The organism is Kocuria carniphila (genome assembly GCF_004136555.1).
GTDB classification, from domain to species: Bacteria; Actinomycetota; Actinomycetes; order Actinomycetales; family Micrococcaceae; genus Kocuria; species Kocuria carniphila.
Map to the genome: position 1 here is coordinate 76968 of NZ_NOIT01000003.1, position 24785 is coordinate 101752.

The following is a 24785-nucleotide window of genomic DNA, read 5'->3' on the forward strand; positions in this document are numbered from 1 at the left end:
GGCCCCTCATGTCCACCACCGCAGGAATCTTCACCGTTGACACCACGTCTACGGTGCCGGTGTACGAACAGCTCGTTCAGTGCGTCACGGACGGCATCGCTTCCGGATCTCTGGAAGCCGGTGACAGGATTCCCCCGGTGCGCGCACTGGCCACCGACCTGGGCTTAGCGGCCGGAACCGTGGCCAAGGCCTACCGCACCATGGAGGCCAGCGGCGTGATTGAAACCCGCGGCCGCAAGGGCACCTTCATCGCCCAGTCCTCCGACGACCGCCACGCAGCCGCCTGCCGTGCCGCCTCCGAGTTCTTGGACCGCGCAGCGGGAGACCTGCACTACTCCCCCGAGGAATGCCTGCAGATCGTGCAGCGGATGCTGGACCAGCGCGCCGCTGGCTGAGGCCCGCGGTCCCGACGATCACCCAGCACACGGCGAGGCCGCACCAATCGGGCCGGTGCCAGCTACCTAACACCGTTTTGGCCAACCCCAAGTGCCCCGCCCGACCATGCAAAGGCCGCGCACCATTTGATGCCGTCTTACTGCACGGTAGGGCGGGTTACTTTGCAGTAAGGCCGGATGAAATGGCGTCCGTCGGCCGCTGGACGGCGCGCAGCCTACGAATCGACCCGCCAACCGGACCGGAGTAGGTCATCCAATTCGTGACCGGTCGAACCGTCCGCGGACGGAGTGCCCAGGGCCCACGCGGCAGCCAGCGTCGCGAGGTACAGGTTCCGACCGGTGAGTCCTTCACGCGCATGCCCATCCTTCTGGGCTGCCTGCAAGAACTCACCTGTTGTGTCGATGACCTCTTGGCACGTGAGCCGCAATGGAGAGTCCTGCTCGCCCAGCGCGGTTCGTAGGGGTTCGGGCAGGCCCTCGTAGGCTCGCATCCAGCGACTCACGGCGTCGAGCCAGCGCTCCAGTGCGGCACCGGAGTCGACGGAGTTATTCTGGATGACTTCGGCCTCGGCGCTCAGGTCCGGCTGGTGGTTCTCCAAGACAGCAGCAACCAGTGCGTCCCTGGTGGGGAAGTGACGGTAAAGGGTCCCCGCACCCACCCCCGCCCACTTCGCGATGGCATCCATGGAGACATCCAAACCCCCGTCGGTAAACGCCAATTCGGCAATCTCCACTATGCGCGCTCGGTTTCGACGGGCATCAGCACGAATGGGTCGCGTGACTGAGGAGCTTGGGTGCGACGGGCTTCCGCCTGCGGCTGAAGTCATGACGGGAACCGCCTTACTGATTGATTAACGGAGAGCCTCTCCGTATTTTGGATCACGAACCGGAGAATGTCTCCTAATATCTCGCAAAGGACTGCCATGAGCAAACGACAAATGATCCTCGGCATGCAACTGGGTAACGGCTACGGATCTCAGCCCATGGCCTGGAAAGCACCGGGTGTCGATCCCGCCAACTACACCAACTTTGACGCCCAGGTGCGGTACGCCCAGGCCGCCGAGCGGGGCAAGTTCGCGTTCCTCTTCCTCCCCGATTTCGCCGGAATGAGTAAGGGTCCGGAACAGGAAGCTCCCATGCTCACCCTGGACCCCATGATGACGCTGGCCGCGATTGCCCGCGGCACCGAGCGCATCGGGCTGGTCGCCACCGGATCCACCACGTTCAACGAGCCGTACAACACCGCACGCCAGTTCAAGACGCTGGACGTGATGAGCCACGGCCGCGCGGGATGGAACGCGGTGACCACGAGTGATCCCCTGGTGGCCGCGAACTACGGTCAAGAAATCGCTCCTCGACCCGAACGGTACGAACGCGCCCACGAAACCATCCAGATCGCCCAGGCCTTGTGGGGCAGCTGGGAGAAGGACGCGTGGATCAAGGACCCGGCCACGTCTCAATTCGCTGACGCGGGCAAGATCCAACCGATCAACCTGCAGGGAAAGCACGTGGCCTCCCGCGGACCGCTGCCGATTCCGCCCTCCGAGCAGGGCCAGCCGGTGGTCTTCCAGGCCGGTGGTGGTGACTACGGATTGGGGCTCGCGGGTCGGTACGCGAACGCCGTCATCGGTGCCACGTTCACCATTGAGGATTCCAAGGGTCAGCGGGATGCTGTGCGGAAGGCCGCCGTAGATGCCGGCCGCGACCCCGATGAGATCAAGTACTTTGCAGGGGTCATGCCCGCCATTGCGGGCAGCAAGAAGGAGGCCCTAGACCGCCGCGTGGCCCTGGGCCGCGAGGTCTTCCCCGCCCGCGTCCCCTACCTGGGAGCGATGCTCGGCTTGCCGTTAGACGTGTCCCAGATAGATCAGCCGCTGACTCGGGAGCAGCTGGAAGCTGCTCGCCCCAGCCCCTTTGACCCCCGGTCGCAGCGGGCCTACGAGGTCGCTCAGGAAGGCTGGAGCATTCGGGACATCCTGGCCCACGGCGTGATCGGCTATCACCCCACCCCCGTGGGCACGGCAGAGGAAACCGCGGACCACCTTCAGGAATGGTTCGAGGCCGGTGCCGTGGACGGGTTCTGGGTCTCCATCGACGTCTACGAGGACGGCATCGACACGTTTGTGGATCAGGTGGTGCCCATCCTGCAGGAGCGCGGGCTTTACCCCACCGACTATCAGGGAACCACGCTCCGCGATCACCTGGGCGTTCCCGAGCAGTACGGCCAGGATCCGCGCCTGAGCTGACAGGGCCCGCCATTCCATGACGCCTTACTGCAGGGTAAGGGCCCCTACCCCGCAGTAAGGCCTCATCAGATGGTTCCCGCTCAGTGGGCCTCACGGGTTGGGGCGTCGCGGGCTCGGCGGACCAGGCTGCACAGAGGACGACGACGCGAGCGGGCTGGGAGCTCGCAAGATCGGCGCGGCCAGGTGGTACAGACGACGACGCGAGCGGGCTGGGTGCCCACTCGCGCCGTGTGGTGTGGAGCGTCGTCGTCGTTCGCGCGCGTTGGTGTAAAACTGCCGTGGTCCCGCGCGCGGTTTCAGGAGGCCGACGCCGCGGGACGTCGCGCCTCGGTTACTTGACCGGCGCCTGTTCGACCGGCCTGTCGTTCTCGTTGGTCTTGCCGCCGTTACGCACCACGAGCGACAGCAGGAACGCCAGGGCCGCGAACACGGCCAGCAGCGTGAGTCCCACGAAGTACGAGCGGTTGTCCGGGTTGTAGGTCGCGCCCATGACGAGCGGCGGGAAATAACCGCCCAGGCCGCCAGCAGCGGCGATGATCCCGCCAATGGTGCCCACGTCCTTGGCGGGAGCGGCACGTCCGACCCAACCGAAGACACCGCCGGTGCCCAGACCCAGGAACACGGCCATGGCCAGGAACAGTGGACCGTAGACGTGCTCGGCGTCGGGCTGGAAGGCCACGAGCATGGCCAGCACGATGGTGCCGCCGAACGAGGTCAGGGTGACGATCTTGGGGCCGAACTTGTCCGCGAGCGTGCCACCGATGGGACGGGCAACCACGGCCGCGAGCGCGAAGCCGGCGGTGCGGGTGCCGGCGGCGGTGGGGTCGTACTCGTACACGTTGGCCAGGTAGGTCGGGAGGTAATTGGAGAAGGCGACAAATGCGCCGAAAACCACGGCGTAGAGGAAGCACAGCTGCCAGGTGACCTTGAGGCTGAAGGCCTGTTTGAGCTTGGGCATCATCGGTTCGACCTTGCGACCGGCACGCGCAGGGGAATCACGCAGCATCAGCCAGCACAGCAGCGCGCTGACCGCCACGATCGCGGCAATGATGATGTGGGTGGTCATGTACCCGGTAGCCGCCACGAGCCGCGGGGTGAAGAACGCGGAGACCGCGGTACCCACCATGCCGGCGCCGAACACACCGGTCGCGAAGCCCTTGCGATTGGACTCGTACCAGGCGGAACAGAACGGGATACCGATTGCGAACACGGTGCCCGCAATGCCCAGGAAGAACGCGACCGCGACCAGCAGCGGGAAGTTGTTGAGCTGACCCACCAGGCCCGTGAGCAACACCAGCGGTGCGGTGATACCCAGGATCACGGTGAACATGACGCGCCCGCCGTACTTGTCGGTGAGTGCACCCACCGGAACGCGGGCGATCGAACCCACGAAAATCGGCATGGCCACCAGGATGGCGGTCTGCCCCGGGGTCAGCGACATCTCACCGGCGTAGCGCTTGGACAGCGGTCCCACGATGGTCCACGCCCAGAAGCCCACGGTGGACGCCAAGGTCGCGAGGACCAGGTTCTTGAGTTGACCCTGCTTCAAGTTCGGTGCCGCTGAGGCGGCTTCAACGGAGGACATGACGCTCCTTCTGCGAAAACTGCGAGTGCTGAGACGTAGTGGGCAGGGAGGCGCTCCGACAAGGGCGCCTCCTACACCGGAAGTGACTTACTTGACGCGCGTGGAACCGGAATGTTCGCGCGGAGGCCGAGTGCGGCGTCGTCCGCTGTCGCGATCCTGGGTACCGATCGGCTCCCAACCGCGGCGCACCGGGGCGGAACCGGTGCGGGGGCTGGAACCGCGCGTGCGGTAGACGATGTACGGACGGAACAAGTAGTGCAGCGGCGCGGTGAACGCGTGCACCAGGCGCGTGAACGGCCAGATCGCGAACAGTGCCATGCCCCACAGCACGTGAATGTGGAACGAGGTGGACGCCGCCGCCATGGCACCGACATCCGGCTGCAGGATCCACAGCGAACGGAACCACGGGGACACCGTGACTCGGTAGTCCACGGAGTTCGGGTCGAACACGGCCAGCACGGTGGTGGCCAGGCCGGCCAGGATGGCACCCAGCAGCATCACGTACATGAACTTGTCGTTACCGGTCGTGGCCATGAACACCGGTCCGGTGCGGCGCCGGCGAACGATCAGCATCACGATGCCCACGAGCGTGCCCACGCCGGCAACCGTGCCGATGGACAACGCCAGGAAGTGGTAGGCTTGCTCGGACATGCCCACGGCTTCGGTCCAAGATTTAGGAATCACCAGGCCCACGATGTGCCCTACAAGCACCGCCAGGATGCCGAAGTGGAACAACGGGGAGGCGATCCGCAGCATGCGGGATTCGTAGAGCTGGGACGAACGGGTGGTCCACCCGAACTGGTCGTACTTGTAGCGCCAGATCAGCCCGCCGATCAGCACCGCCATCACCACGTACGGCAGCACGCCCCACAGCAGAGTGTCGAGAATGTTCACTGGTTTCCTCCGGTCATGGGCAGGAGTCGGGGGTCGTAGGCATCCAAGCCCACGGATTCGGTGGGCGGACCGTAACCCGCCATGCGCGCCACCGCGGATTCGTCCTCCGGGGACGGTCCGGGCAGCGTTGAGCAGACCAGTTCCACCACGCACGCGTGGGGCAGGTTGTCGCGCAGCAGTGCGAGCCGCAGCAGTTCCAGAGACGGTCGGTAGCGCTGCAGCAGCTCGAAACCGTCCTCGGGTGAGACCCGCGCAGCGAATTCCAGCACCACGGGCAGGTGGTCGGGCAGTTCCTCGTCCCCGAACACGCACCCGTGGGCGCGGTAGACCTGCTTGAACGCGGACAGCGCCTCGCCGCGACGGCGCGTGTCACCGTCCGTCCAGTAGGTCAGGTGCAAGCTGTGGCGGCGCGAGAGATCGTACTCCTGGACGTAGTCACCCTGAATCTCGCTCAGGTCACTCTCGCGCAGCCAACGGGTCAAGGGTTCGACGGCGCTCGGGGCCACCCCGACCTCGGCCAGGGCGTCCTCGAGCACGGGCAGTTGGTCGATCAGTTCTCGATCCGGGTAGCCCAGCAACACCGCAGCGGCCTGGCGGATGACCGCCGAGCGCTGCGGATGACGGTCCCGGTACTCGGGAACGTTCACCGTGCCCTTGGTGGCCTTACCCAGCAGGGTGGAGAGCAACCCCATCATCGGCCCCCGTCGGAACCGGCGGTGTCGTGATCGGGACGGGTCCACGGATCACGCGACGTGGTCGAGAGACTGTCGGCGTCCTCGCGATTCCGGGCCGGGAACAGCCCGTCCGGGCTGCCGTTGCCGTCCCAATTGAGCAGGTTCACGCGACCGGCCAGTTGCTCGTTGCCCGTGGGGTCCTCCCCCATCTGGCGGGAGCGCAGCGCCTGGAAGTTCTCCACGGCCACCGGCATCGGGCGACCCGACGCCTCACCGAACACTCCGGTCTGACCCATACCGGGTCCACCGTCCACGTCCAGCGAGCAGCCGATCTCCTCCAGATTGTGGGCGTCCTCAACGTGGGCTGTGGGAATAACGTAGCGCTCGTCATACTTGGCGATCGCCATGAGCCGGTACATCTGCTTGATCTCGGCACCGGTCATGCCCACTGCCTCCGCAATGGACTCGTCCGGAGCGTCACCAAGGGTGATGTTGCGCATGTAGGCGCGCATTGCGGCGAGCTTGCGCAACACGTCGGTCACGAGTTCGGTGTCACCCGCGGTGAACAACTCCGCCAGATACTCCACCGGGATGCGCAGGCTCTCGATCGCGCCGAACAGGTTCTCCGGATCCTCGCCATCGTGACCCTGTTCCTTGAGCAGGTCCACGATGGGCGACAGCGGGGGCACATACCAAACCATGGGCATCGTGCGGTACTCGGGGTGCAGCGGCAGGGCCACGCGCAACGTCTTGGCCAGCGCGTACACCGGCGACTTGCGAGCGGCGTCGAGCCAGTCCTCCGGGATGCCCTCCTGACGAGCGGCGGCAACGACCTCTGGGTCGTTGGGATCGAGCATGAGGTCCAGCTGGGCCTCGTACAGATCCTGCTCGTTGGGTGTCGCGGCGGCCTGGGTGACCTTGTCTGCGTCGTACAGGAAGATGCCGATGTAGCGCATGCGGCCCACACACGTCTCCGCGCACACGGTGGGGATACCCACCTCGATGCGGGGGTAGCAGAACGTGCATTTCTCGGCCTTGCCGGACTTGTGGTTGTAATAGATCTTCTTGTACGGGCAACCGGTCACGCACTGGCGCCAACCGCGGCACTGGTCCTGGTCCACCAGCACGATGCCGTCCTCGGCGCGCTTGTAAATGGCGCCGGAGGGGCACGATGCCATGCAGGACGGGTTCAGGCAGTGCTCGCACAAACGCGGCAGGTAGAACATGAAGGTCTGTTCGAACTCGAACTTGATCCGGTCGTTGGCTTCCTTGTGGAGCTTCTGGATGATCGGGTCCAAGTGACCCATCTCCGTGGCGCCGCCCAGGTCGTCGTCCCAGTTGGCCGACCACTCGACCTTGGTGTCCTCACCCGTGATCAGGGACTTGGGCCGTGCCACCGGGAAATCATCACCCGCGGGAGCGTTGACCAGGTTCTCGTAGTCGTAGGTCCAGGGCTCGTAGTAGTCCTTCAACTCCGGCTGCACCGGGGAGGCGAACAACTGGGCGAGCTTCTTGAGCTTGCCGCCGGACTTCAACTTGAGGTTGCCCCGCTTGTTGAGTTCCCAGCCGCCCTTCCAGGTTTCCTGGTCCTCGTAACGGCGCGGGTACCCCTGACCGGGGCGGGTCTCCACGTTGTTGAACCATACGTACTCGGTACCGGCACGGTTGGTCCATGCTTGTTTACACGTCACCGAACAGGTGTGACACCCGATGCACTTGTCGAGAGTCATCACCATGGCGACTTGAGCCATGACACGCATCAGTACTGAACCTCCTGCGAGCGCTTGCGGACAATGGAGACGATGTCTCGCTGATTTCCGGTGGGGCCCATGTAGTTGAAGGCCCAGGACAGATGGGCGTAGCCGCCGATCATGTGGGTGGGTTTGACCAGGATGCGCGTGACGGAGTTGTGGATACCGCCGCGCTTACCCGTGGTCTCGGACTTGGGAACGTCAATGGTTCGCTCCTGGGCGTGGTGCACGTAGACCACACCCTCGGGCATGCGGTGGGAGACCACCGCGCGTCCGACGAACACGCCGTTGGTGTTCACGCACTCGACCCAGTCGTTATCGGAGACCTCGATGGCCGTGGCGTCCTGCGGGGACATCCACACCGAGGTGCCGCCGCGCGAGAGCGACAGCATGAACAGGTTGTCCTGGTACTCCGAGTGGATCGACCACTTGTTGTGCGGGGTCAGGTAGCGCACCGCAATAGACAGCTCACCCTTCTCCCCGAGCTTGGGCTCACCGAACAGCCGGTGCATGTCCAGCGGCGGTCGGTAGGTGGGCAACATTTCACCCATGTCCTTGAGCCAGTCGTGATCCAGGAAGAAGTGCATGCGGCCACTCAGGGTGTGGAACGGCTTGAGCCGCTCGATGTTCACCGTGAACGGTGCGTAGCGCCGGCCTCCGGTTTCCGAACCGGACCACTCCGGTGAGGTGATCACCGGAACGGGTGCCTGCTGAGTGTCCTTGAACGTGATGCGCTTTTCCTCCGAACCGCGCGCCAGATCGGACAGTTCCTTGCCCACGCGCTTCTCGAGCGTCTCGAAGCCCTGCGTGGCCAGCTCACCGTTGGTCGTACCCGAGAGCATCAGGATGGCCTCGGCCATGCGCTGATCGGTGTCCAGCGCGGGGCGGCCCTCCGCAGCACCGGAATCGAACACACCGTGCAGGCGACCCAGCTGGTCGACCTGGTGCTTGACGTCGAACGTGACGTTCTTGGTGGTCAGACCCAGCTTGTCCGCCAGCGGTCCGAGCGCCACGAACTTGTCGCCGATCGCGGTGTAGTCGCGCTCCACGATCTTCAGGTTGGGCATGTTCTTGCCCGGGATCGCGGGGAGGTCCGTGCCCTTCCACTCCGGCGCGTGACCGCCCGGTTGGGCAATCTCCCCCGGGGTGTCGTGGGTGAGCGCGGTGGCCACCACGTCCTTGCGCACGCCCAGGTGATCGCGGGACTGCCGCGCGACCTCGTCGGCCAGCAACTGGAACATCTTCCAGTCCGTCTTGGCCTCCCAGGGCGGGGAGATCGCCGGGGTGAAGGCGTGCACGAACGGGTGCATGTCGGTCGAGGAGAGGTCGTACTTCTCGTACCACGTGGCCGCCGGGAACACGATGTCCGACAGCAGCGTGGACGAGGTCATGCGGAAGTCCGCCGAGATCAGCAGGTCCAGCTTTCCTTCCGGGGCGTCCTCGTGCCAGCGCACGTCACGCGGCTTGGAGGCCACGTGGTCCTCGCCCTGCACACTGTTGTGGGTTCCCAGCAGGTGCTTGAGGAAGTACTCCTCACCCTTGGCCGACGAGCCGAACAGGTTGGAGCGCCACAACACCAGCGTGCGCGGCCAGTTCTCCGGGGCGTCCGGGTCCTCCACGGCAAAGTTCAGCTCGCCGTTCTTGAGCTTGCTCGCGATCCACTCGGGTTCGCTGCCCGCCTCACCGCGTTCGACGGCGCTCGTGGCGGCTTCTGCCACATCGAGCGAATTCTCGTGGAACTGCGGGTAGAACGGCATCCAGCCCAGCCGCGTGGACTGCGCGATCACGTCCGCGGTGTGCATGCCCTTGAGGTGGCCTTCTGCGAGAGGTGACTGCAGCGAATCCGATGAGTAGCCGTCGGAACGGAACTGATCGGTGTGCATGTACCAGAACGCGGTGCCGATCATGAAGCGCGGCGGGCGCACCCAGTCGCTGCCGGAGGCCATGGTGGCCCAGCCCGTAATCGGGCGAGCCTTCTCCTGACCCACGTAGTGCGCCCAGCCTCCGCCGTTGCGCCCCTGGCAACCGCACAGCATGAGCATGGCCAGGATCGCTCGGTAGGTCGCATCACCGTGGTACCACTGGCAGATACCGGCGCCCAGGATGATCATGGACCGGCCCTCGGACTTCTCCGCGTTGGCGGAGAACTCGCGGGCGGTACGGATCACGGCCTCGGCGGGAACCGAGGTGACCTCTTCCTGCCACGCGGGGGTGTAGGCGGTGTCCACGTCGTCGTAGCCCTTGGACCATTCGCCCGGCAGGCCCTCGCGACCCACACCGTACTGCGCGAGCATGATGTCGAAAACGGTGGTGACGGTGCGGCCGGCCACCTCGGTCACGGGCACTCCGCGGTGGATGACCGATCCTTCACCGGTCGGATCCGTGAACGCCGGCAGCGCCAGGTCGCTCACCTCACCCCGGTAGCCGGAGGCGTCCGCGATCGACAACGACGGCGTGACTCCCTCCAGATCGAGGTTCCACTTGCCCTCGTCGTGCTCGTTGTAGCGGAAGCCCATGGAGCCGTTGGGAACCACCGGCTGATGGGTGTCGCGATCCAGCAGCACGGTCTTGAACGCGGGATCAGCCTGCGAAGCGGCGTCGTCGTCCCCCGCGTTCGCCAAGTCCTGGGCGGTGAGGAACTTGTCCGCAACCACCGTGCCGTCCTCGCGGCGGGACAGTGAGACCAGGAACGGAAGGTCCGTGTACTGGGCGACGTAGTTCTCGAAGAACGGGACGCGGCGGTCCACGAAGTTCTCCTTGAGGATCACGTGCCCCATGGCCATGGCCAGGGCGGAGTCGGTGCCGGCCTGGGCGGGCAGCCATTCGTCCGCGAACTTGGTGTTGTCCGCGTAGTCCGGGCTGACGGAGACGACCTTGGTGCCTCGGTAGCGCACCTCGGCCAGCCAGTGGGCATCCGGGGTGCGGGTCACGGGAATGTTGGAACCCCACATCATCAGGTAGGTGGCATCCCACCAGTCACCCGATTCGGGAACGTCCGTCTGGTCGCCGAACACCTGCGGCGAGGCCACCGGGAGGTCCGCATACCAGTCGTAGAAGCTGTTCATCACACCACCGATGAGGTTGATGAACCGGGCACCTGCGGCGTGCGAGACCATGGACATCGCGGGGATCGGCGAGAAGCCGATGCAGCGGTCCGGGCCGTAGGCCTTGATGGTGTGCACGTGGGCGGCGGCGGCCATCTCCACGGCTTCCTGCCAGCTGGAGCGCACCAGTCCGCCCTTGCCGCGGGCCTTCTGGAACGTCTCACGCTTGACGGGGTCGTTGACGATGGACTCCCATGCGAGCACCGGATCCGAGTGGATCTGCTTAGCCTCGCGGTACATCTCCAACAGCACGCCGCGCACGTACGGGTAGCGCACACGCGTGGGTGAATAGGTGTACCAGGAGAACGCGGCGCCGCGGGGGCAACCGCGTGGTTCGTATTCGGGGCGATCCGGGCCGACCGACGGATAATCCGTTTCCTGGGCCTCCCACGTGATGATGCCGTCCTTGACGTACACCTTCCACGAGCAGGATCCGGTGCAGTTCACGCCGTGGGTGGAGCGGACAACTTTGTCGTGACTCCAGCGGTTGCGGTAGAAGGCGTCGCCCGCGCGACCACCCTCCCGGAACACGGCGCGACCGTCCTCCGTCTCGTCCCAGCGGGAGAAGAATTTCCCGAGTTTCAATAACGCGTTCGACGCCGGGCCATCGACCCCGGCGGGGGTTTCGGTGGTAGCCATGGAGCCACCGTACCCCTAATCAACATTCAAAATGCCTATTTAACGCGCCGGTAACCCGAAATCCATCTTTTCGGGGCTGACTTGGGAATATGGTCATAAGTTCGTGCGCTAATCGACCGTTTGGTTGGGCCTGCCGGGGTGACTTGGGGCAGCGCACCATTTGGTCAGGCCATACTGCACAGTAGGGGTCCGTACCGCGCAGTAAGCCCTCACGAAATGGTTCGACGGCGAACCAGACCCCGGTTCGTACGACACGCCGCACCCCACCTAGACTGGTGCCCCATGAAGTCCATGATTGCGCCGATCCTGCTTGTCGTCACCGCCCTGATTCAGTCCATGGGGTTGTTCCCCTATCACGGTGACGGCATCACGCTCGCGGGACAGCTGTTGTTCCCCATCCTGTTCGCCCTCATGGCCATGTACCTGTCCACCAAGGGCCTGCCCGGCGCGTTCGCCACGGTGCACCTGGTGATCCTGATCGGGTCCGTACTTCTGCTGATTCTCTCTTTGGTCGGCATGAACCTGACCCTCCCGCAGCTCTACCCGACCATGATCCTGTACTACATCGCGTTCGTCCTGGTGGCCGTGGAGTGCGGTTTGCGGATCGCGGGAATGCCCAAGAAGCGCCGCCCCAAGGACCGCGCCGAACTCAATGATTCGGAGACCACGGTCTAGGTGCTGCGCTTCGACAGCGTGATCGTTGCCGGGGGTCGCTCGTCTCGCTTGGGCGGCACCCCCAAGGCCGGACTTCGCAGGGGCGACGAAAGCCTGGTCGAGATCACGGTGCGTGCTGTGGCCGAGGCCGGGAGCGCCGTCGTCGTGGGGCCGGAAAACCTGGACGTACCGCACGGCACGCTGCGAACCCGCGAAAATCCGCCCTTTTCGGGGCCGGCCGCAGCTATCGCCGCCGGGCTGGATCTGCTCGCGCACCAGCCCGACCGTGCGGCCTGGACCGCCGTGCTTGCGTGCGACATGCCGGCCATTGCCGGAGCCGTCCACACGCTTGCCGACGCCGCTCGCGACCTTCCGGACGAAGCCGACGGGTTGATCGCCACGGCCACCGACGGCCACCGCGAGAACCTGGCCGTCATGATCCGCACCGCACCGCTCACCTCGGTGTTCTCCGAGCACCACGCGCGGGACCGCTCCGTACGGTCCTTTTGGAAACACCTGCGCTTGATCGAGGTGCGTGCCCCGGCGGGCTCTACGCAGGACGTGGATACATGGGAAGATGTGACCAGGTTCGATCTGCACTGAATCCACACGTTGAGGAGATGGCATGCCCGGACTTCCCACCCCGCACGAACACTTCAATCAGGACGCCGACCAGACTCCCCCGGAGACCGAGGGTCAGGAGCCCACGCGCCAGTGGGTCGATTGGGACGAAGCACGCCAGATCGCCCATCGCATCCCCGAGCCGCTCCCCAGCCGGTTGCTGCCGCTGACCGATGCGCTGGGCGAGACCCTGGCGGAGACCATCACGGCGATCATGCCGGTCCCCCATTACGCATCCGCCGCGATCGACGGCTGGGCCGTGGCCGGTGAGGGTCCGTGGCGGATCCGCACTCCACAGCCCGCAGAGACCGATGAGCGTCTCCTGCTGACCCTGCCGCCGGACGAGCGCATCCTGCCCGTGGTCGAGCTGCGCCCCGGTGAGGCCACCCAGGTCAACGTCGGTTCGGCCGTGCCGGTGTACACCAAGGCGGTGTTGTCCGGTCACCGCGGTCACGTGGTTCCTGCACAGGCACCCGTGGACCACATGGAGGAGTACCACCCGCAGGAGGGCGACACCTTGGAGGACGCCACCCCGGCGGCCTCGCTGATCCAGAACCAGGACGTGCGCGCGCTCGGCCAGGAAATTTCCGAGGGTGACGAGCTGCTGCGCATCGGCTGCCACCTCAACCCCGCGCACATCGGGTTGGCCGCGAGCGCCGGTCACGACATGCTCCCGGTGTTGCGCCGCCCGCGCGTGACGGTTTTACTGGGCTTCGCGCACGTCGTGGAGGACGGCATTCCCGGCCCGGGCGAGGTCCGTGACGTCCTGGGGCCGCAGATTCCGGCCATCATTCGGGACCTGGGCGCCAACGTGGATCAGGTGCGGCGCGTGCCCGACGGCGCACAGGGCGTGCTCACCGCACTCACCGAGTCGCCTTCCGGCGCAGGCTCGCTGTTGGATGCCCGCGCGGAAATCGTGGTCACCACCGGCGGCACCGGCCACGGCGAGGACGATCACGTGCGCGAGGCCCTCACCGAGCTCGACGCCCACCTGATCATCGACGGCCTGGCCCAGGAACCCGCGCACGGCGTGATCCTGGCGCAGCTGCCGGACGGCGGACCTGTGGTGCTGGCGCTGCCCGGCAGCCCGTTGTCCGCGGTCACAGGATTGCTGAGTGTGGGCCACGCGTTGATCGCCGGTGCCACCGGTCAGCCGCTGCCCGAGGTTCGCACGGCCACCTCCGGCGCCGAGATCGAGCAGACCGGGCGCGTGCGCGTGATTCCCGCGTACTTCCAGGAGGGCCGCGTGCTGCCCGAGCCCGCCGTGGGCCCGGCCATGCTGTCCGGCATGGCGCACGCTGATGTGCTCATGGTGGTTCCGGCCGAGGGCGTGCGCCCCGGTCAGGACGTCAAGGTGCTGGGGCTTCCCTGGCGCCGGTGACCAGGCTTTAACCGCCGACGACGCCGCTCCGGCTGGAGCGGCGTCGTCGCGGTTTAAGGGTGGCCGGGCCAGTCGTCGTGGCCGGATCGGAACGACGACCGGACCGCTGGACCGCTGGTCCTGGCCGTGTGTCAGAACGAGGCGCGCGGTCAGGCCGCCGTGACGAAGAAGACGATGGCCCCGATGATGAACACGCTCGAGGCCAGCAGCGCGCAGCTCAGCTCCAGGATGATGCCGATACCCGCGGCCTTCAGCGCAACCCACGAGGTGTCCAGGGCGGTCCGGAAGTTGCGATTGCGCACCGTCTCGGATGCCAGAAGTCCCACGATGAAACCGATCACCAGACCCACCACCGGGATCACGAACATGCCGATCACGGCACCTATGACACCGAACAGCAAGGTGCGGTTTGGGATGGCGCGGCGTTTCAGGCGGGTGCCCGTCAGCACCAGGCTCGCGGACATGCCCGCCAGCAGCAGCGTGCCGCCGAGCGCGAGGACCACCCAGCCCTCCACGGATTGCACGACCACCGCCCAGATGATCAGACCGATCAGCGCGGTGATGGACCCCGGCAACACGGGGATGATGATGCCCAGGCACCCAATGATGATGAGTACCGAGGTCACAATGGTGGCAATTATCTCTGGGGTCACCGTCACATCGTACGGCCACGGCGAGCGAACTATACTTGCATTTAAATCGCCAATATTTGTGGATCGGATGGACGGTGCCCACTCTCGCCAAGCCCCAGGACCCCGCGCTCACTCAGAAGAAGCACGGAAGATCCTGGCACCGCACCGCCGGTAAGCCCGTGCGCTGGTGGATGATCGCCCTGATCCTGGTGATCGGTTTCCACCGGTGGATCCCCGAGACCCGGTGGCTCATGGTCCACATGGTCACGCTGGGACTGATCACGACGTCCATCATGGTGTGGTCGCAGCACTTCACCGAGGCGCTACTGCACAACCGGCTCCCCGACCGCCAACGGCCTCGCCAGATCCTGCGCATTTACGGGGTCACCGCGGGCACGGTTCTGCTGATGGTGGGCATGCTCGCGGACTGGTGGTGGCTCACGTTGGTGTCCGCCACGGTCATCGGCGGGCTGCTCACGTGGCACGGACTCTCCCTGCTCTCGCAGTTGCGTTCAGCCTTGCCCGCGCGGTTCGGGATGACCGTGCGGTGGTACGCGGTGGCCGCGTTCTTCCTGCCCGTGGGGGCAATCTTTGGCGCAATCCTGGCTCTTGACCTGGCCGATCCCTGGCACTCTCGACTGCTCCTGGCCCACCAGGCCGTGAACATCTTGGGTTTCGTGGGCCTCACGGTGTCCGCGACTCTGCTGACCCTGTGGCCGACCATGGTGCGCACGCGCATGGAGGAAGCGGCCACGAGCCTGTCCCGCATCGCGCTGCCGACCATGGCTGCGGGCAGTCTGGTTGCCGCTGCCGGTGCCCTGGGTGGCTGGGTCCCCGTGGCGCTCCTGGGGCTATTCGCCTATCTAGTGGGTGTGGGACTGGTCGGTCGGATCTTGATCCGCACCGGCATGCGCAAACTGCCCGAGGGCTACATGGGATGGTCCGTGGCCTCCGGCATCGCGTGGCTGTTCATCACGGTGGTGATCGCACTGATTCTGGTGGCGGCCCAGGGCATTCAAACCAGCGTGATGGGCGCACTGACCATCCCGTTCGTGGCCGGCTTCCTGCTGCAGACGCTGCTCGGTGCCATGAGTTACATCCTGCCGTCCACGATGGGCGGCGGCCCCGCCACGGTGCGCGCTTCCTTGGCGGCCATTAACCGCGGTGGCATCTACCGGGTCACGGTTTTGAACCTGTGCATCGCGTTGTTCGCCCTGCCCGCCGGGATGTTGCCCTCGTGGGTTCGGGCCATGGTCTCGATCGTGGGCGCGGTGGCCTTCGCCGCGTTCATCCCCCTGATGATTTCCTCCGCCAAGGTCTCGATCGCCGGACGACGCCGCCTGATCCCCCAGCGCGCGGCCAGCCAGTCCCCCGCGTCGGGCACCGCCGACGCCGCCGCGGGTTCCGTGACGCTGGGCATGCCCAGCACTGTGGGGCGGCCGTCCTCCGCTGACGCTGGCGCATCGCAGGTGGATGCGGCCACGAGGGCCGGCGGATCTACTCGTGTGGCGGCCGGCACTGACACTCCTGAGCGCAAGCCCAACCCCCTGCGGCAGATCGTGGCAGGTGTGCTCACGGTCTTGCTCGCAGTGGGCGCGGGTATTGCCGTGGCGCCGCAGTCAGCGGGGATCGGATTGAGCGATGGCGCGCAGAATGCCGTGCAGGCCACGGGCAACACCACCGAGGTGACGATGCATGCCAATCAGGACATGCGCTTCGACCCAGGCGAAATCGAAGTCCCGGTGGGCGACCGCCTGGTGGTCACACTGATCAACGACGACCCGACCAACGTGCACGACCTGGTCTTTGCCAATGGCGCGACATCCGGCCGCGTGGGTCCCGGGGAAACGGCCGAGGTTGACGCCGGAATCATCACGGACCACGTGGAGGGTTGGTGCTCCGTGATCGGCCACCGTTCCATGGGCATGACCGTGAACGTGATTCCGGTGGACGAGCAAGGCAACCCCGTGGGTGCGGCGGACCACAAAAATCATGGTGCGGGAGCGGCGTCGGCGGCGGATGACGCGCAAGACCCGGCCGCGGGAGTGGACTTCAATGCGGCACCCGGCGAGGCCTTCGAGGTGCGCGATCCGGCGCTGGATCCGGCACCCAACGAGACCGTGCACGAGTTGACCTTGGATGTGCAGGAAGTCGCCCGCGAGGTGGCACCCGGCGTGACCATGGATGCGTGGACCTTCAACGGCGACTACATGGGACCCACGCTGCGCGGCAAGGTGGGCGACGTGTTCGAAGTAACGCTGACCAACAGCGGGAGCATGGGTCACTCGGTCGATTTCCACGCCGGAGATGTCTCACCGGATGACACCATGCGCACCATCGCGCCGGGTGAGTCGCTCATGTATCGCTTCGAGGCGGTGCGATCCGGGATCTGGTTGTACCACTGCTCCACCGCTCCGATGAGTACACATGTCGCTGCGGGCATGTTCGGGGCGGTCATCATCGACCCGCCCGACCTGCCGAAGGTGGATCGTGAGTACCTGCTCGTGCAGAACGAGACCTATCTGACGGTGCCGCCCGCGGATCAGCCTGATCTGCCCGAGGGCGCGAACGCAGTGGTGGATCCCGCGGGGATCGCGGCGGGAACGCCGTCACTGACCATGTTCAACGGTCACGCAACGCAGTACATGCATGAGAAGTTGTCAGCTCACACGGATGAGCGCGTGCGGATCTGGGTGCTGGCGGCCGGACCGTCCAAGGGCTCGAGTTTCCACGTGGTGGGCGGCCAGTTCGACACCGTCTACAAGGAGGGTGCGTACCTCTTGTCGCCCACGAGTCCCGGCATTCCGAGTGGCACCGGTGGCGCGCAGGCGCTGGATCTCGCACCGGCGCAGGGCGGATTTGTTGAGATGTCGTTCCCCGAGGCCGGCACCTACACGTTCGTGAACCACTCCTTCGCGGAGGCCGAACGCGGCGCACGGGGCCAGATCGAGGTGACGGAGTAGCACTAGGGGCCGAGAAGCCGGACTCCCCCGTGCCCAGTGCACTCTGATCGACGCTACGACCGATTCCACCAAGCGGCGCGCACTCTGATCGACGCTTACGCCCCCGCATGGAGGGCCGCCGCAAATCAGTCGACTTTACAACCCGCAAAGTGCGATTTTCGGGCCGTAACGTCCACTGATTTACAGAGCTGGCATGGCCCGGGCCGTAACGTCGGCTGGTTTACAGAGCTGGCATGGCCCGGGTCATAGCGTCGATGAGACTGCGACCCGGGCCGGGCATCAGCGCTGGGGGATCGTGATGCTCTGACCCGCGCGGATCAGGTGGAGCTGGACCTTGTCGCGATTGGCGGCGTAGAGCTCATCCACCGTCACGCCGGAACGCTGGGCGATGGAGCCAAGGTTGTCACCGGCCTGAACCGTGTATTCACCGGCGGGAATGGTGCCCGTGCCGTTGTCGATCGGCTCGTAGCCCGCGCCGCCCGAACCTGCACCGCCGCCAGCTTCGGCAGCTCCGGAATCCGCACCCGCGCCCGCCTCAGCAGATCCCGAACCGTCGCCGCCTGATCCCGAACCGCCGCCGGCACCAGCTCCGGCACCCGCACCCGAACCGTCAGCACCTGCACCAGAGCCACCGGCGCCGGCCTCAGCTGAACCGCCGCCTGCGCCCGCCTCACCCGAACCGGAACCGCCCGGACCGTCCGCGCCACCACCGGCACCGCCAGAGCCCTCGGTTCCGGCGCCGCCGGAACCATCACCACCGACACCGACACCGTCGCCAGAGCCGGATCCGCCCTCCGAGCCTGCCTCTCCCGCGGCAGCGCCGCCGGCGCCACCCGCCGCGCCACCCTCAGCGCCAGCAGTGGCATCATCGCCCGCACCTTCACCGGACCCTTCGCCCGAACCACCGGTCGCACCACCTGATGCTCCGTTACCGGCACCTTCGGATGCGCCACTTGTGGCGCCACCCGTGGCCCCGGCGGTCGCGGCGGCGTCGGTGTTCGAATTCTCCGCATTCTCGCCGCCGCCGCCGCACGCCGTCAGCGCCAATGCTGCGGCGAGCGCGAGAGGGGCCAAGCCCTTGTAAGCCTTTTTCTGCATGATGTCTCCTATCCCTCGAACGAGGGGTCATCAGTGTCAGTTGTGATGCAGCTCACGCTACCGGACGGGCAACGAAAAACCCGGGCCGACGCACACGCGCCAACCCGGGTTTCCCTAGCTGTGAGTTACTCCGTCAGGGCGCTGCGCATGGTGCGCAGGGCCACGGAGAGCGCGGCAAGTTCCGCACCGGCGTCACCGCCGGACGACATGCCCTCGATCTCGCCGAGCACATCGCGCAACCGCGCCAGACGGTCCTGGTTGTCCTGCTCCCAGGACGCCACCTTCTCCTGCGCATTGCTGCCCGGGGATTCCAGTGCCTGGGCCGCCAGCGCCACGAGTGTGGAGTAGAGGTCCTCGCGCATGGAGATCCGTGCCATGTTCTCCCACCGAGTGGTCTGCGGGAGCGCGGTGATGCGATCCAGCAGATTCTCCAAGCCGTAACGGTCGAACAGGGCGAAGTAGACCTTGGCAATGGTCTCCACGGTCACGTGCTCATCGCCCTCGGACGACGACGCCGCGTGCTCACCGGCCCGCTCGCCCGCCACCTGAACGCCGCCGGCCTGAGCCAGGCGTGCGACATCCAGCAGTGCGAACGCGTCGAGGAGCTCGGCCCATTCGACCGCCAGGTCCTTGGGCACACCCTGACGCTCGGCCAGTTCGGTATCCGCGCTAACGCGCTCCTGGGACTGCGAGCTCATGAGCTGCTGTTCGCCGAAGCGCAACTGCACGGTGGGCTTGTAGGCATCCACGAGTTCCTGGATGGTCGCCTCGGAGTCGCTGCGGTTGAGGAACCAACGCACCACGCGGTCCAGCAGACGCCGCATGCGCAGGGTCAACTTGTTCCACATCTCCAGCGGAACGTCCGTACCCAGCTCGGCGTGACGGGCTACGTAGGGCTCCAGCTCGAAAATCTCCACGGCGGCGGTGAACACCCGTGCCAGATCGGCCAGGTTGGCGCCCGAGTCATCCACCACGCGGTAGGCGAAGGCGATGCCGCCATAGTTGATGATCTTGTTGGCCACCATGGTCGCGATGATCTGCTTGCGCAACGGGTGGGTCTGGATGTCCTCGCCGAACTTCTCCCGGATCTGCGTGGGGAAGTAGTTCTCGAGTGTCGCGTCGAACCAAGGATCGTCCGCCAGGTCGCTGTGGGTGAGCGCTCCCGTCAGCTGAATCTTGGTGTACGCGGTGAGCACGGACAGCTCCGGACCGGTCAGGGACTCACCGTTTTCCGCTCGCTCGCGCAGCTGCTCGTCCGTCGGCAGGAACTCGAGTTCCCGGTCGAGGTCGGCTTCGTCCTCGAGCCAGTGCATCAGCCGGATGAACGTTTCCGCGAACTCCGGTCCGCGAGCGCGTTCGGTGGTCAGGAGCACGTTCTGCGCCACGTTGGTGCGCAGCACCAGGTCCGCAACCTCATCGGTCATGGACTCAATGAAGTCCGCGCGCTCGTCCTGACTCAACTTTCCGGCTTCGACCATACGGTCCACCAGGATCTTGATGTTGACCTCACGGTCGGAGGATTCCACACCGCCGGAGTTGTCGATGGCGTCCGTGTTGACGAGAATTCCGTTGCGAGCAGCCTCGATGCGACCCAGTTGAGTGGCGCCCAGGTTGCCGCCCTCGCCGATCACCCTGACGCGCAGGTCTTCACCATTGACGCGGATGGGGTCATTGGCCTTGTCCCCCACGTCCTGGTTGGTCTCAAGGGATGACTTCACGTACGTGCCGATTCCGCCGTTGTAAAGCAGATCCGCCGGGGCCAGCAGGATGGCTCGCACCAGTTCCTGCGGAGCCATGGCTTCCACGCCTTCCTCCAGGCCGAGCGCATTACGGACCTGCGGACTGATCGGAATGGACTTCTCCTGGCGCGAGTACACGCCGCCGCCCTCGGAGATCACGGACTTGTCGAAGTCCTGCCAGGACGTACGGCCCGCGTTGAACAACCGCTCGCGTTCCTTGTACGACGCCGCGGTGTCCGGATTCGGGTCCAGGAACACGTCGCGGTGGTCGAAAGCTGCGATCAGCTTGATGTGCTCGGAGAGCAGCATGCCGTTGCCGAACACATCGCCTGACATGTCGCCGATGCCCACCACGGTGAACGCCTCGGACTGGGTGTCGACACCGAGTTCGAAGAAGTGCCGTTTGACCGACTCCCACGCGCCACGAGCGGTGATGCCCATCGCCTTGTGGTCGTAACCGACCGAGCCGCCGGAAGCGAACGCATCACCCAACCAGAAGTTCCGGTCCAGTGAGATGGCGTTGGCGGTATCGGAGAACGCTGCGGTTCCCTTGTCCGCCGCGACCACCAGGTAGGAGTCGTCCTCGTCCCTGCGGATCACGCGATCCGGGTGCAGGACGGTGTCCCCCTGGGGCGTCTCCGGAGCCTCGGCGGCGTCCTTGGAGTCATCGTCGGAGACCTCCGCATTGGGCTCGGCGTTGGAGTCATGGGTGATGTTGTCAGTGACGTCCAGCAGCGAGGCGATGAACAGCTTGTAGGCCTCGCGGCCTTCCTCGAGCCACCCTTCGCGGTCCTGCTGCGGGTCCGGGAGCTGCTTGGGGAAGAACCCGCCCTTAGCGCCGTCCGGCACGATCACCGCGTTCTTGACCATCTGCGCCTTGACCAGGCCGAGCACCTCGGTGCGGAAGTCTTCACGACGGTCGGACCAGCGCAGACCACCGCGGGCCACGTGTCCGAAACGCAGGTGCGTGCCTTCGACGCGCGGGGACCACACCCAGATCTCGAATTTCGGGCGGGGATGCGGGGCCGCGTTGATCGCCTGCGGGTCCAGCTTGAACGCCATGGTGGGGCGCTCCTGGTACACGTTGGTGCGCAGCGTTGCACCGACCACATTGGCCAGGGCACGGAAGAGCCGGTCCGCATCCAGCGAGGGAACGTCGTCCAAGACCTTGTCGAGGCGTTCCCGGGCGGATTCGCGTGCCTGCGAGCGTTCCTCACGCCCCTGTTCGGTGTCCTCGAAACGCTCCGGATCGAAGCTCGAGCGGAAGTACTCGGACAGTTCGCGAGTGGCTTCCGGGTAGTCCAGCAGGGTGTCCGCAATGAACTCGAACGAGTTCGCGTAGCCCAACTGCAGGAGGTAGCGCACGTAGGACCGCAGTACGGCCACGGCGCGCCAGCTCATGCGCTCGGTCAGCACCAGGCGGTCCAACGAATCCGACTCGGAACGGCCGGAGAGGATCGCGCACAGGGTGTCCTCGATGAGGTCCTCGGTCTTGGCGTCCTCCGGGCCGTGGGTGTCCACGCCCGCGGGCAATTCCACACCGAAGTCGTACAACTGGAATTCGCGCCCGTCGGACGGGGTCACAGTGTACGGGCGCTGATCCAGCACCTTCAGCCCCATGTTGTGCAGCAACGGCAGCAGCTCGGTCAGCGACAGCGCCTGGGTCAGGTAGATGTTCAGACGCACTTGACCGTCGTGTTCGGCTACGCGCACCTCCGCGGGGAAGTCCGGGTCCCGGCCCCACAGCTCTTCGCAGCGCTGCAAGTCTTCGACGGCCTCGTCGATCTCGTAGTCCTCGCGGTACGCACCCGGGAAGGCGTGGGTCCACAGGGGAGTCAGCCGAGCGGCGTCGTCGGAATCGAAACCGAGGCGGATGGCGCGGGTGAGCGTATCGGGCCACGAACGAACGGCCGCGCGCAGGCGGTGCTCGAGGTTCTCCTGATCGAATTCACGCACCTCGCCGGTGTACGGCAAACGGATGCGGAAGAAGAGACGCGCCAACGAGGACGAGGTCAGCCGCACCTCGAAGTCAATGGCCTCCGCCTGGAACACATCCTGCAACTGCTCCTCGATGCGTTCGCGCACGGAGGTGTTGTAGCGGTCGCGCGGCAGGAAGACCACCGCGGACATGAAGCGGCCGAACGTGTCCTGACGCAGGAACACCCGTGTCTGGCGGCGTTCGTTGAGCCCCAGCACACCCTTGGCCGTCTCGTAGAGCTTGTCGCTGGTCATGTGGAAGAGCTCGTCGCGCGGGTAGTCCTCGATGATGCCCATGAGGTCTCGCGCGGAGTGGCTGTCCGGGAGGAAGCCGAAGCGCTCGATCACGGTCTCCACCTTGTCCCGCACCACGGGCGTCTGGTGGGCCGGGACCGAATAGGCCCGGCGGGAGAAGAGGCCAAGGATCAGGTACTCGCCGGTGACCGTGCCGTCCTTGGCGAACGTGCGCACCCCGATGTAATCCAAGTACTCACGGCGGTGGATGGACGAGCGGCGGTTGGCCTTGGTGACGAACACGACCTGGTGGTCTTCAGCGTGGATGCGCCCCAGACCTGTGAGCTTCTGCGCGTGGCCCTCCGCACCCGCTTCACGGAGCAGGCCGAGCCCGGTCTGCGGGCGCGAGTGCAGGGCAGCGTCGTCGCCGTTCGTCTCAAGGTCGTAGCGCTTGATGCCCATGAAGACGAAGTTGCCGGCCCTCAACCAGTCGAGGAACTCCTTGGCGGAATCCACGTCCGGCAATTGGGAACCATCCTCGAACTGGATGTCACGCAGGCCGTCCAGGGTCTGTGCAAGCTCCGCGACCGTGGCGTGCATCTGGTCTTGGTCCTCGTCCACCCGGCGAACGTCCGAGACGAGTTTACCCAAATACTGCTTGAGGTCCTCGCGCTCCGACTCGTTCAGATCGCTTTGCAGTTCCATGCGGATCCAGGACTCGATGACCGTGGTGGTGGACCCACCCTCGCTCGAACGCGGCGTGGCATTGGGAGTCAGAGGGACCAGCGGAATGGCGGTCGTATCCCCGGAAGAGGCCGTTGAGATGTTGGGGACCTGGTCCAAGGACTCCAGCTCGTGCTCGGAACCCATTCGGGTGGCGAGCAGCAGGGGGTGAAGTACCAACCGGGCACCGCCCCACTTAGCGGCAATCTCGGTGGTCAATGTGGAGACCAGGAACGGCATGTCGTCCGTGACCATGTAGAGCTCCGTGCCGTTGGAGCCCTGTCGAACATCCACGCAGAGTTCACCCTTGTTTCGGTACTTACCGACTTCGCGGTGGTGCTCCGCGAGCTTGCTCAAGGTGTCCTGACTGTGGGTGGCCACATCAGCATCCGGAACCGTCCGGTAGTACTCGGTGATCCACTGCTGGTCTCCGCTCCACTGCGGGCGTTGCCACACCGCCGGGATCACTTGGGTGTCGGTCGCTTCGGGAGAGGTCACGTCTGCATCACGCCTTTGCTCGCAGTCGATTCGAGGTGGGTACGCACGGCCGCTGGAAATCCAAACGCGCGGCCACGCCCTCTTGGGCAGCAGCACGCGCGGTCGGCCGCATTGCCGAGTCTCATCCCAGCCTATGACTCCCCGAGACCAAGGGCCACCATTGGAGTTGAGCGGGGAGTGAACGCGCGGGAGTGCGACGACCGCCGGTCGATTCTCGAGGGTTCACTCATTAACCACAGATCCATGGTTGGCTATCCCCCTTTTCCGGCTCGTTTCGCGGGATAGCGAACCTTATTTCACAGCGCCGCCCTGGACTGACGACGCCGCTGCGGTCACCTCATCCGCCGTCACGGTCACCACTTCCCCGTTTTCCAGGCTGCGCAGTTTCCGGTTCAGGATGTGCCCGGCCGTGAGGCGAATGAACGATCCGTGGCTGACGATCATCACGTTCTGCCCTGGGTAGTCGTCGATGATCTGCTGGAGCACCGCCACCCCTCGGTCCACCAGGTCCGCAGTGTGTTCACCATGCTGTTCCATGAACGCGTGGCGCTCTTCCTCGGTCATGTGGCTGCAGTCGTAGCCCTCAATGTCGCCAAAGCTGCGCTCGATCAGATCGTCATACACTCGCGAGACTTCAAGACCGACCGCTTCGCCGATGATTTCCGCAGTCTCCCGAGCACGGGACAGCGGCGAGGAAACCAGTACGTCCCAGTGCTCTTCCGACGCCGCCAGCTCGCGGCCCACTTCACGGGCCTGTTCTCGGCCGGTCTCGTTGAGGGGGATATCGGTGCGACCCTGCAGCCGGCGAGCGAAGTTCCAGTCGGTCTGACCGTGGCGGATGAGGGAAAGAGAGGAATCAGTCACGCCTCAACGCTACCCGCAGTCACGAACTTGTCCTTTCTGCACCCGCCACCCACGAAAATGCACATGCGGAAAAGAACACACATAAATGAGTGTGGCCCGGAGCCTCCGTCGAT

16 protein-coding genes are annotated in these 24785 nt (G+C 65.6%); 6 read left to right on the plus strand and 10 right to left on the minus strand.

Translation table 11 applies throughout. From position 1 onward, the window contains the following. The first annotated feature begins 8 nt into the window (after positions 1-8). Positions 9-395, plus strand: coding sequence for a GntR family transcriptional regulator (locus EWV37_RS02870; protein WP_129699699.1), 387 nt, complete (start codon positions 9-11; stop codon positions 393-395). 215 nt (positions 396-610) lie between these two features. Here the strand turns inward: EWV37_RS02870 and EWV37_RS02875 are convergent, their stop codons facing one another. Continuing rightward, on the minus strand, positions 611-1222 hold the full coding sequence (locus EWV37_RS02875; RefSeq protein WP_095797611.1) for a TetR/AcrR family transcriptional regulator: 612 nt from the start codon (positions 1220-1222) through the stop codon (positions 611-613). A gap of 96 nt (positions 1223-1318) precedes the next feature. On the opposite strand from EWV37_RS02875, the gene EWV37_RS02880 reads away from it, so the two are divergent. Continuing rightward, entirely contained in the window at positions 1319-2641 is a 1323-nt protein-coding gene (locus EWV37_RS02880) for an NtaA/DmoA family FMN-dependent monooxygenase (protein ID WP_129699700.1), read from the plus strand. Positions 2642-2972: 331 nt separating this feature from the next. Here EWV37_RS02880 and EWV37_RS02885 read toward each other — a convergent pair whose 3' ends face one another. The 5 genes from EWV37_RS02885 to EWV37_RS02905 form a co-directional block, all read right to left on the minus strand. Then, positions 2973-4226 carry an MFS transporter gene (locus EWV37_RS02885; RefSeq protein WP_129699701.1) on the minus strand — a complete coding sequence of 418 codons (1254 nt, stop codon included), beginning with the start codon at positions 4224-4226 and terminating at the stop codon, positions 2973-2975. Between the two features lie 87 nt (positions 4227-4313). After that, positions 4314-5120, minus strand: coding sequence for a respiratory nitrate reductase subunit gamma (gene narI / locus EWV37_RS02890; protein ID WP_129699702.1), 807 nt, complete (start codon positions 5118-5120; stop codon positions 4314-4316). Next, a complete protein-coding gene (narJ, locus tag EWV37_RS02895) occupies positions 5117-5812 on the minus strand; it encodes a nitrate reductase molybdenum cofactor assembly chaperone (protein ID WP_193554295.1) in 696 nt (231 codons plus the stop codon). Before narJ ends, narI begins: the two co-directional genes overlap by 4 nt. After that, on the minus strand, positions 5812-7554 hold the full coding sequence (gene narH, locus EWV37_RS02900) for a nitrate reductase subunit beta (RefSeq protein ID WP_129699704.1): 1743 nt from the start codon (positions 7552-7554) through the stop codon (positions 5812-5814). The genes narJ and narH overlap by 1 nt, the downstream gene beginning before the upstream one ends. Beyond that, positions 7554-11288: a nitrate reductase subunit alpha gene (locus EWV37_RS02905; RefSeq protein ID WP_095797605.1), complete on the minus strand. Its 3735-nt coding sequence runs from the start codon at positions 11286-11288 to the stop codon at positions 7554-7556. Before EWV37_RS02905 ends, narH begins: the two co-directional genes overlap by 1 nt. A 282-nt stretch (positions 11289-11570) precedes the next feature. Here EWV37_RS02905 and EWV37_RS02910 point away from each other — a divergent pair, with 282 nt between their 5' ends. From EWV37_RS02910 to EWV37_RS02920, 3 genes are read left to right on the plus strand one after another with little or no spacing between them, the layout of a single operon-like run. Further along, entirely contained in the window at positions 11571-11963 is a 393-nt protein-coding gene (locus tag EWV37_RS02910; protein WP_129699705.1) for a hypothetical protein, read from the plus strand. After that, positions 11964-12545 (plus strand): molybdenum cofactor guanylyltransferase, encoded by a 582-nt coding sequence (gene mobA / locus EWV37_RS02915; protein ID WP_238663026.1) that lies wholly within the window; start codon positions 11964-11966, stop codon positions 12543-12545. A gap of 22 nt (positions 12546-12567) precedes the next feature. Beyond that, positions 12568-13944 carry a molybdopterin molybdotransferase MoeA gene (locus EWV37_RS02920; RefSeq protein ID WP_095797603.1) on the plus strand — a complete coding sequence of 459 codons (1377 nt, stop codon included), beginning with the start codon at positions 12568-12570 and terminating at the stop codon, positions 13942-13944. A 149-nt stretch (positions 13945-14093) separates the two neighbouring features. On the opposite strand, the gene EWV37_RS02925 is transcribed toward EWV37_RS02920, so the two are convergent. Then, the gene (locus EWV37_RS02925) at positions 14094-14597 is read right to left on the minus strand and encodes a DUF456 domain-containing protein (RefSeq protein WP_095797602.1); all 504 of its coding nucleotides are present in this window, start codon (positions 14595-14597) and stop codon (positions 14094-14096) included. Between the two features lie 74 nt (positions 14598-14671). Here EWV37_RS02925 and EWV37_RS02930 point away from each other — a divergent pair, with 74 nt between their 5' ends. Then, the gene (locus tag EWV37_RS02930; RefSeq protein ID WP_238663027.1) at positions 14672-17539 is read left to right on the plus strand and encodes a multicopper oxidase domain-containing protein; all 2868 of its coding nucleotides are present in this window, start codon (positions 14672-14674) and stop codon (positions 17537-17539) included. Positions 17540-17818: 279 nt separating this feature from the next. Here EWV37_RS02930 and EWV37_RS02935 read toward each other — a convergent pair whose 3' ends face one another. The 3 genes from EWV37_RS02935 to EWV37_RS02945 all read right to left on the minus strand — a co-directional run bounded on the left by EWV37_RS02935 (position 17819) and on the right by EWV37_RS02945 (position 24672). Continuing rightward, positions 17819-18637: a LysM peptidoglycan-binding domain-containing protein gene (locus tag EWV37_RS02935; RefSeq protein WP_129699706.1), complete on the minus strand. Its 819-nt coding sequence runs from the start codon at positions 18635-18637 to the stop codon at positions 17819-17821. 125 nt (positions 18638-18762) lie between these two features. Beyond that, a complete protein-coding gene (locus tag EWV37_RS02940) occupies positions 18763-23808 on the minus strand; it encodes an NAD-glutamate dehydrogenase (protein WP_095797600.1) in 5046 nt (1681 codons plus the stop codon). Between the two features lie 291 nt (positions 23809-24099). Then, positions 24100-24672, minus strand: a complete 573-nt coding sequence (locus EWV37_RS02945) for a histidine phosphatase family protein (protein ID WP_129699707.1) — start codon at positions 24670-24672, stop codon at positions 24100-24102. Between the last annotated feature and the right edge of the window lie 113 nt (positions 24673-24785).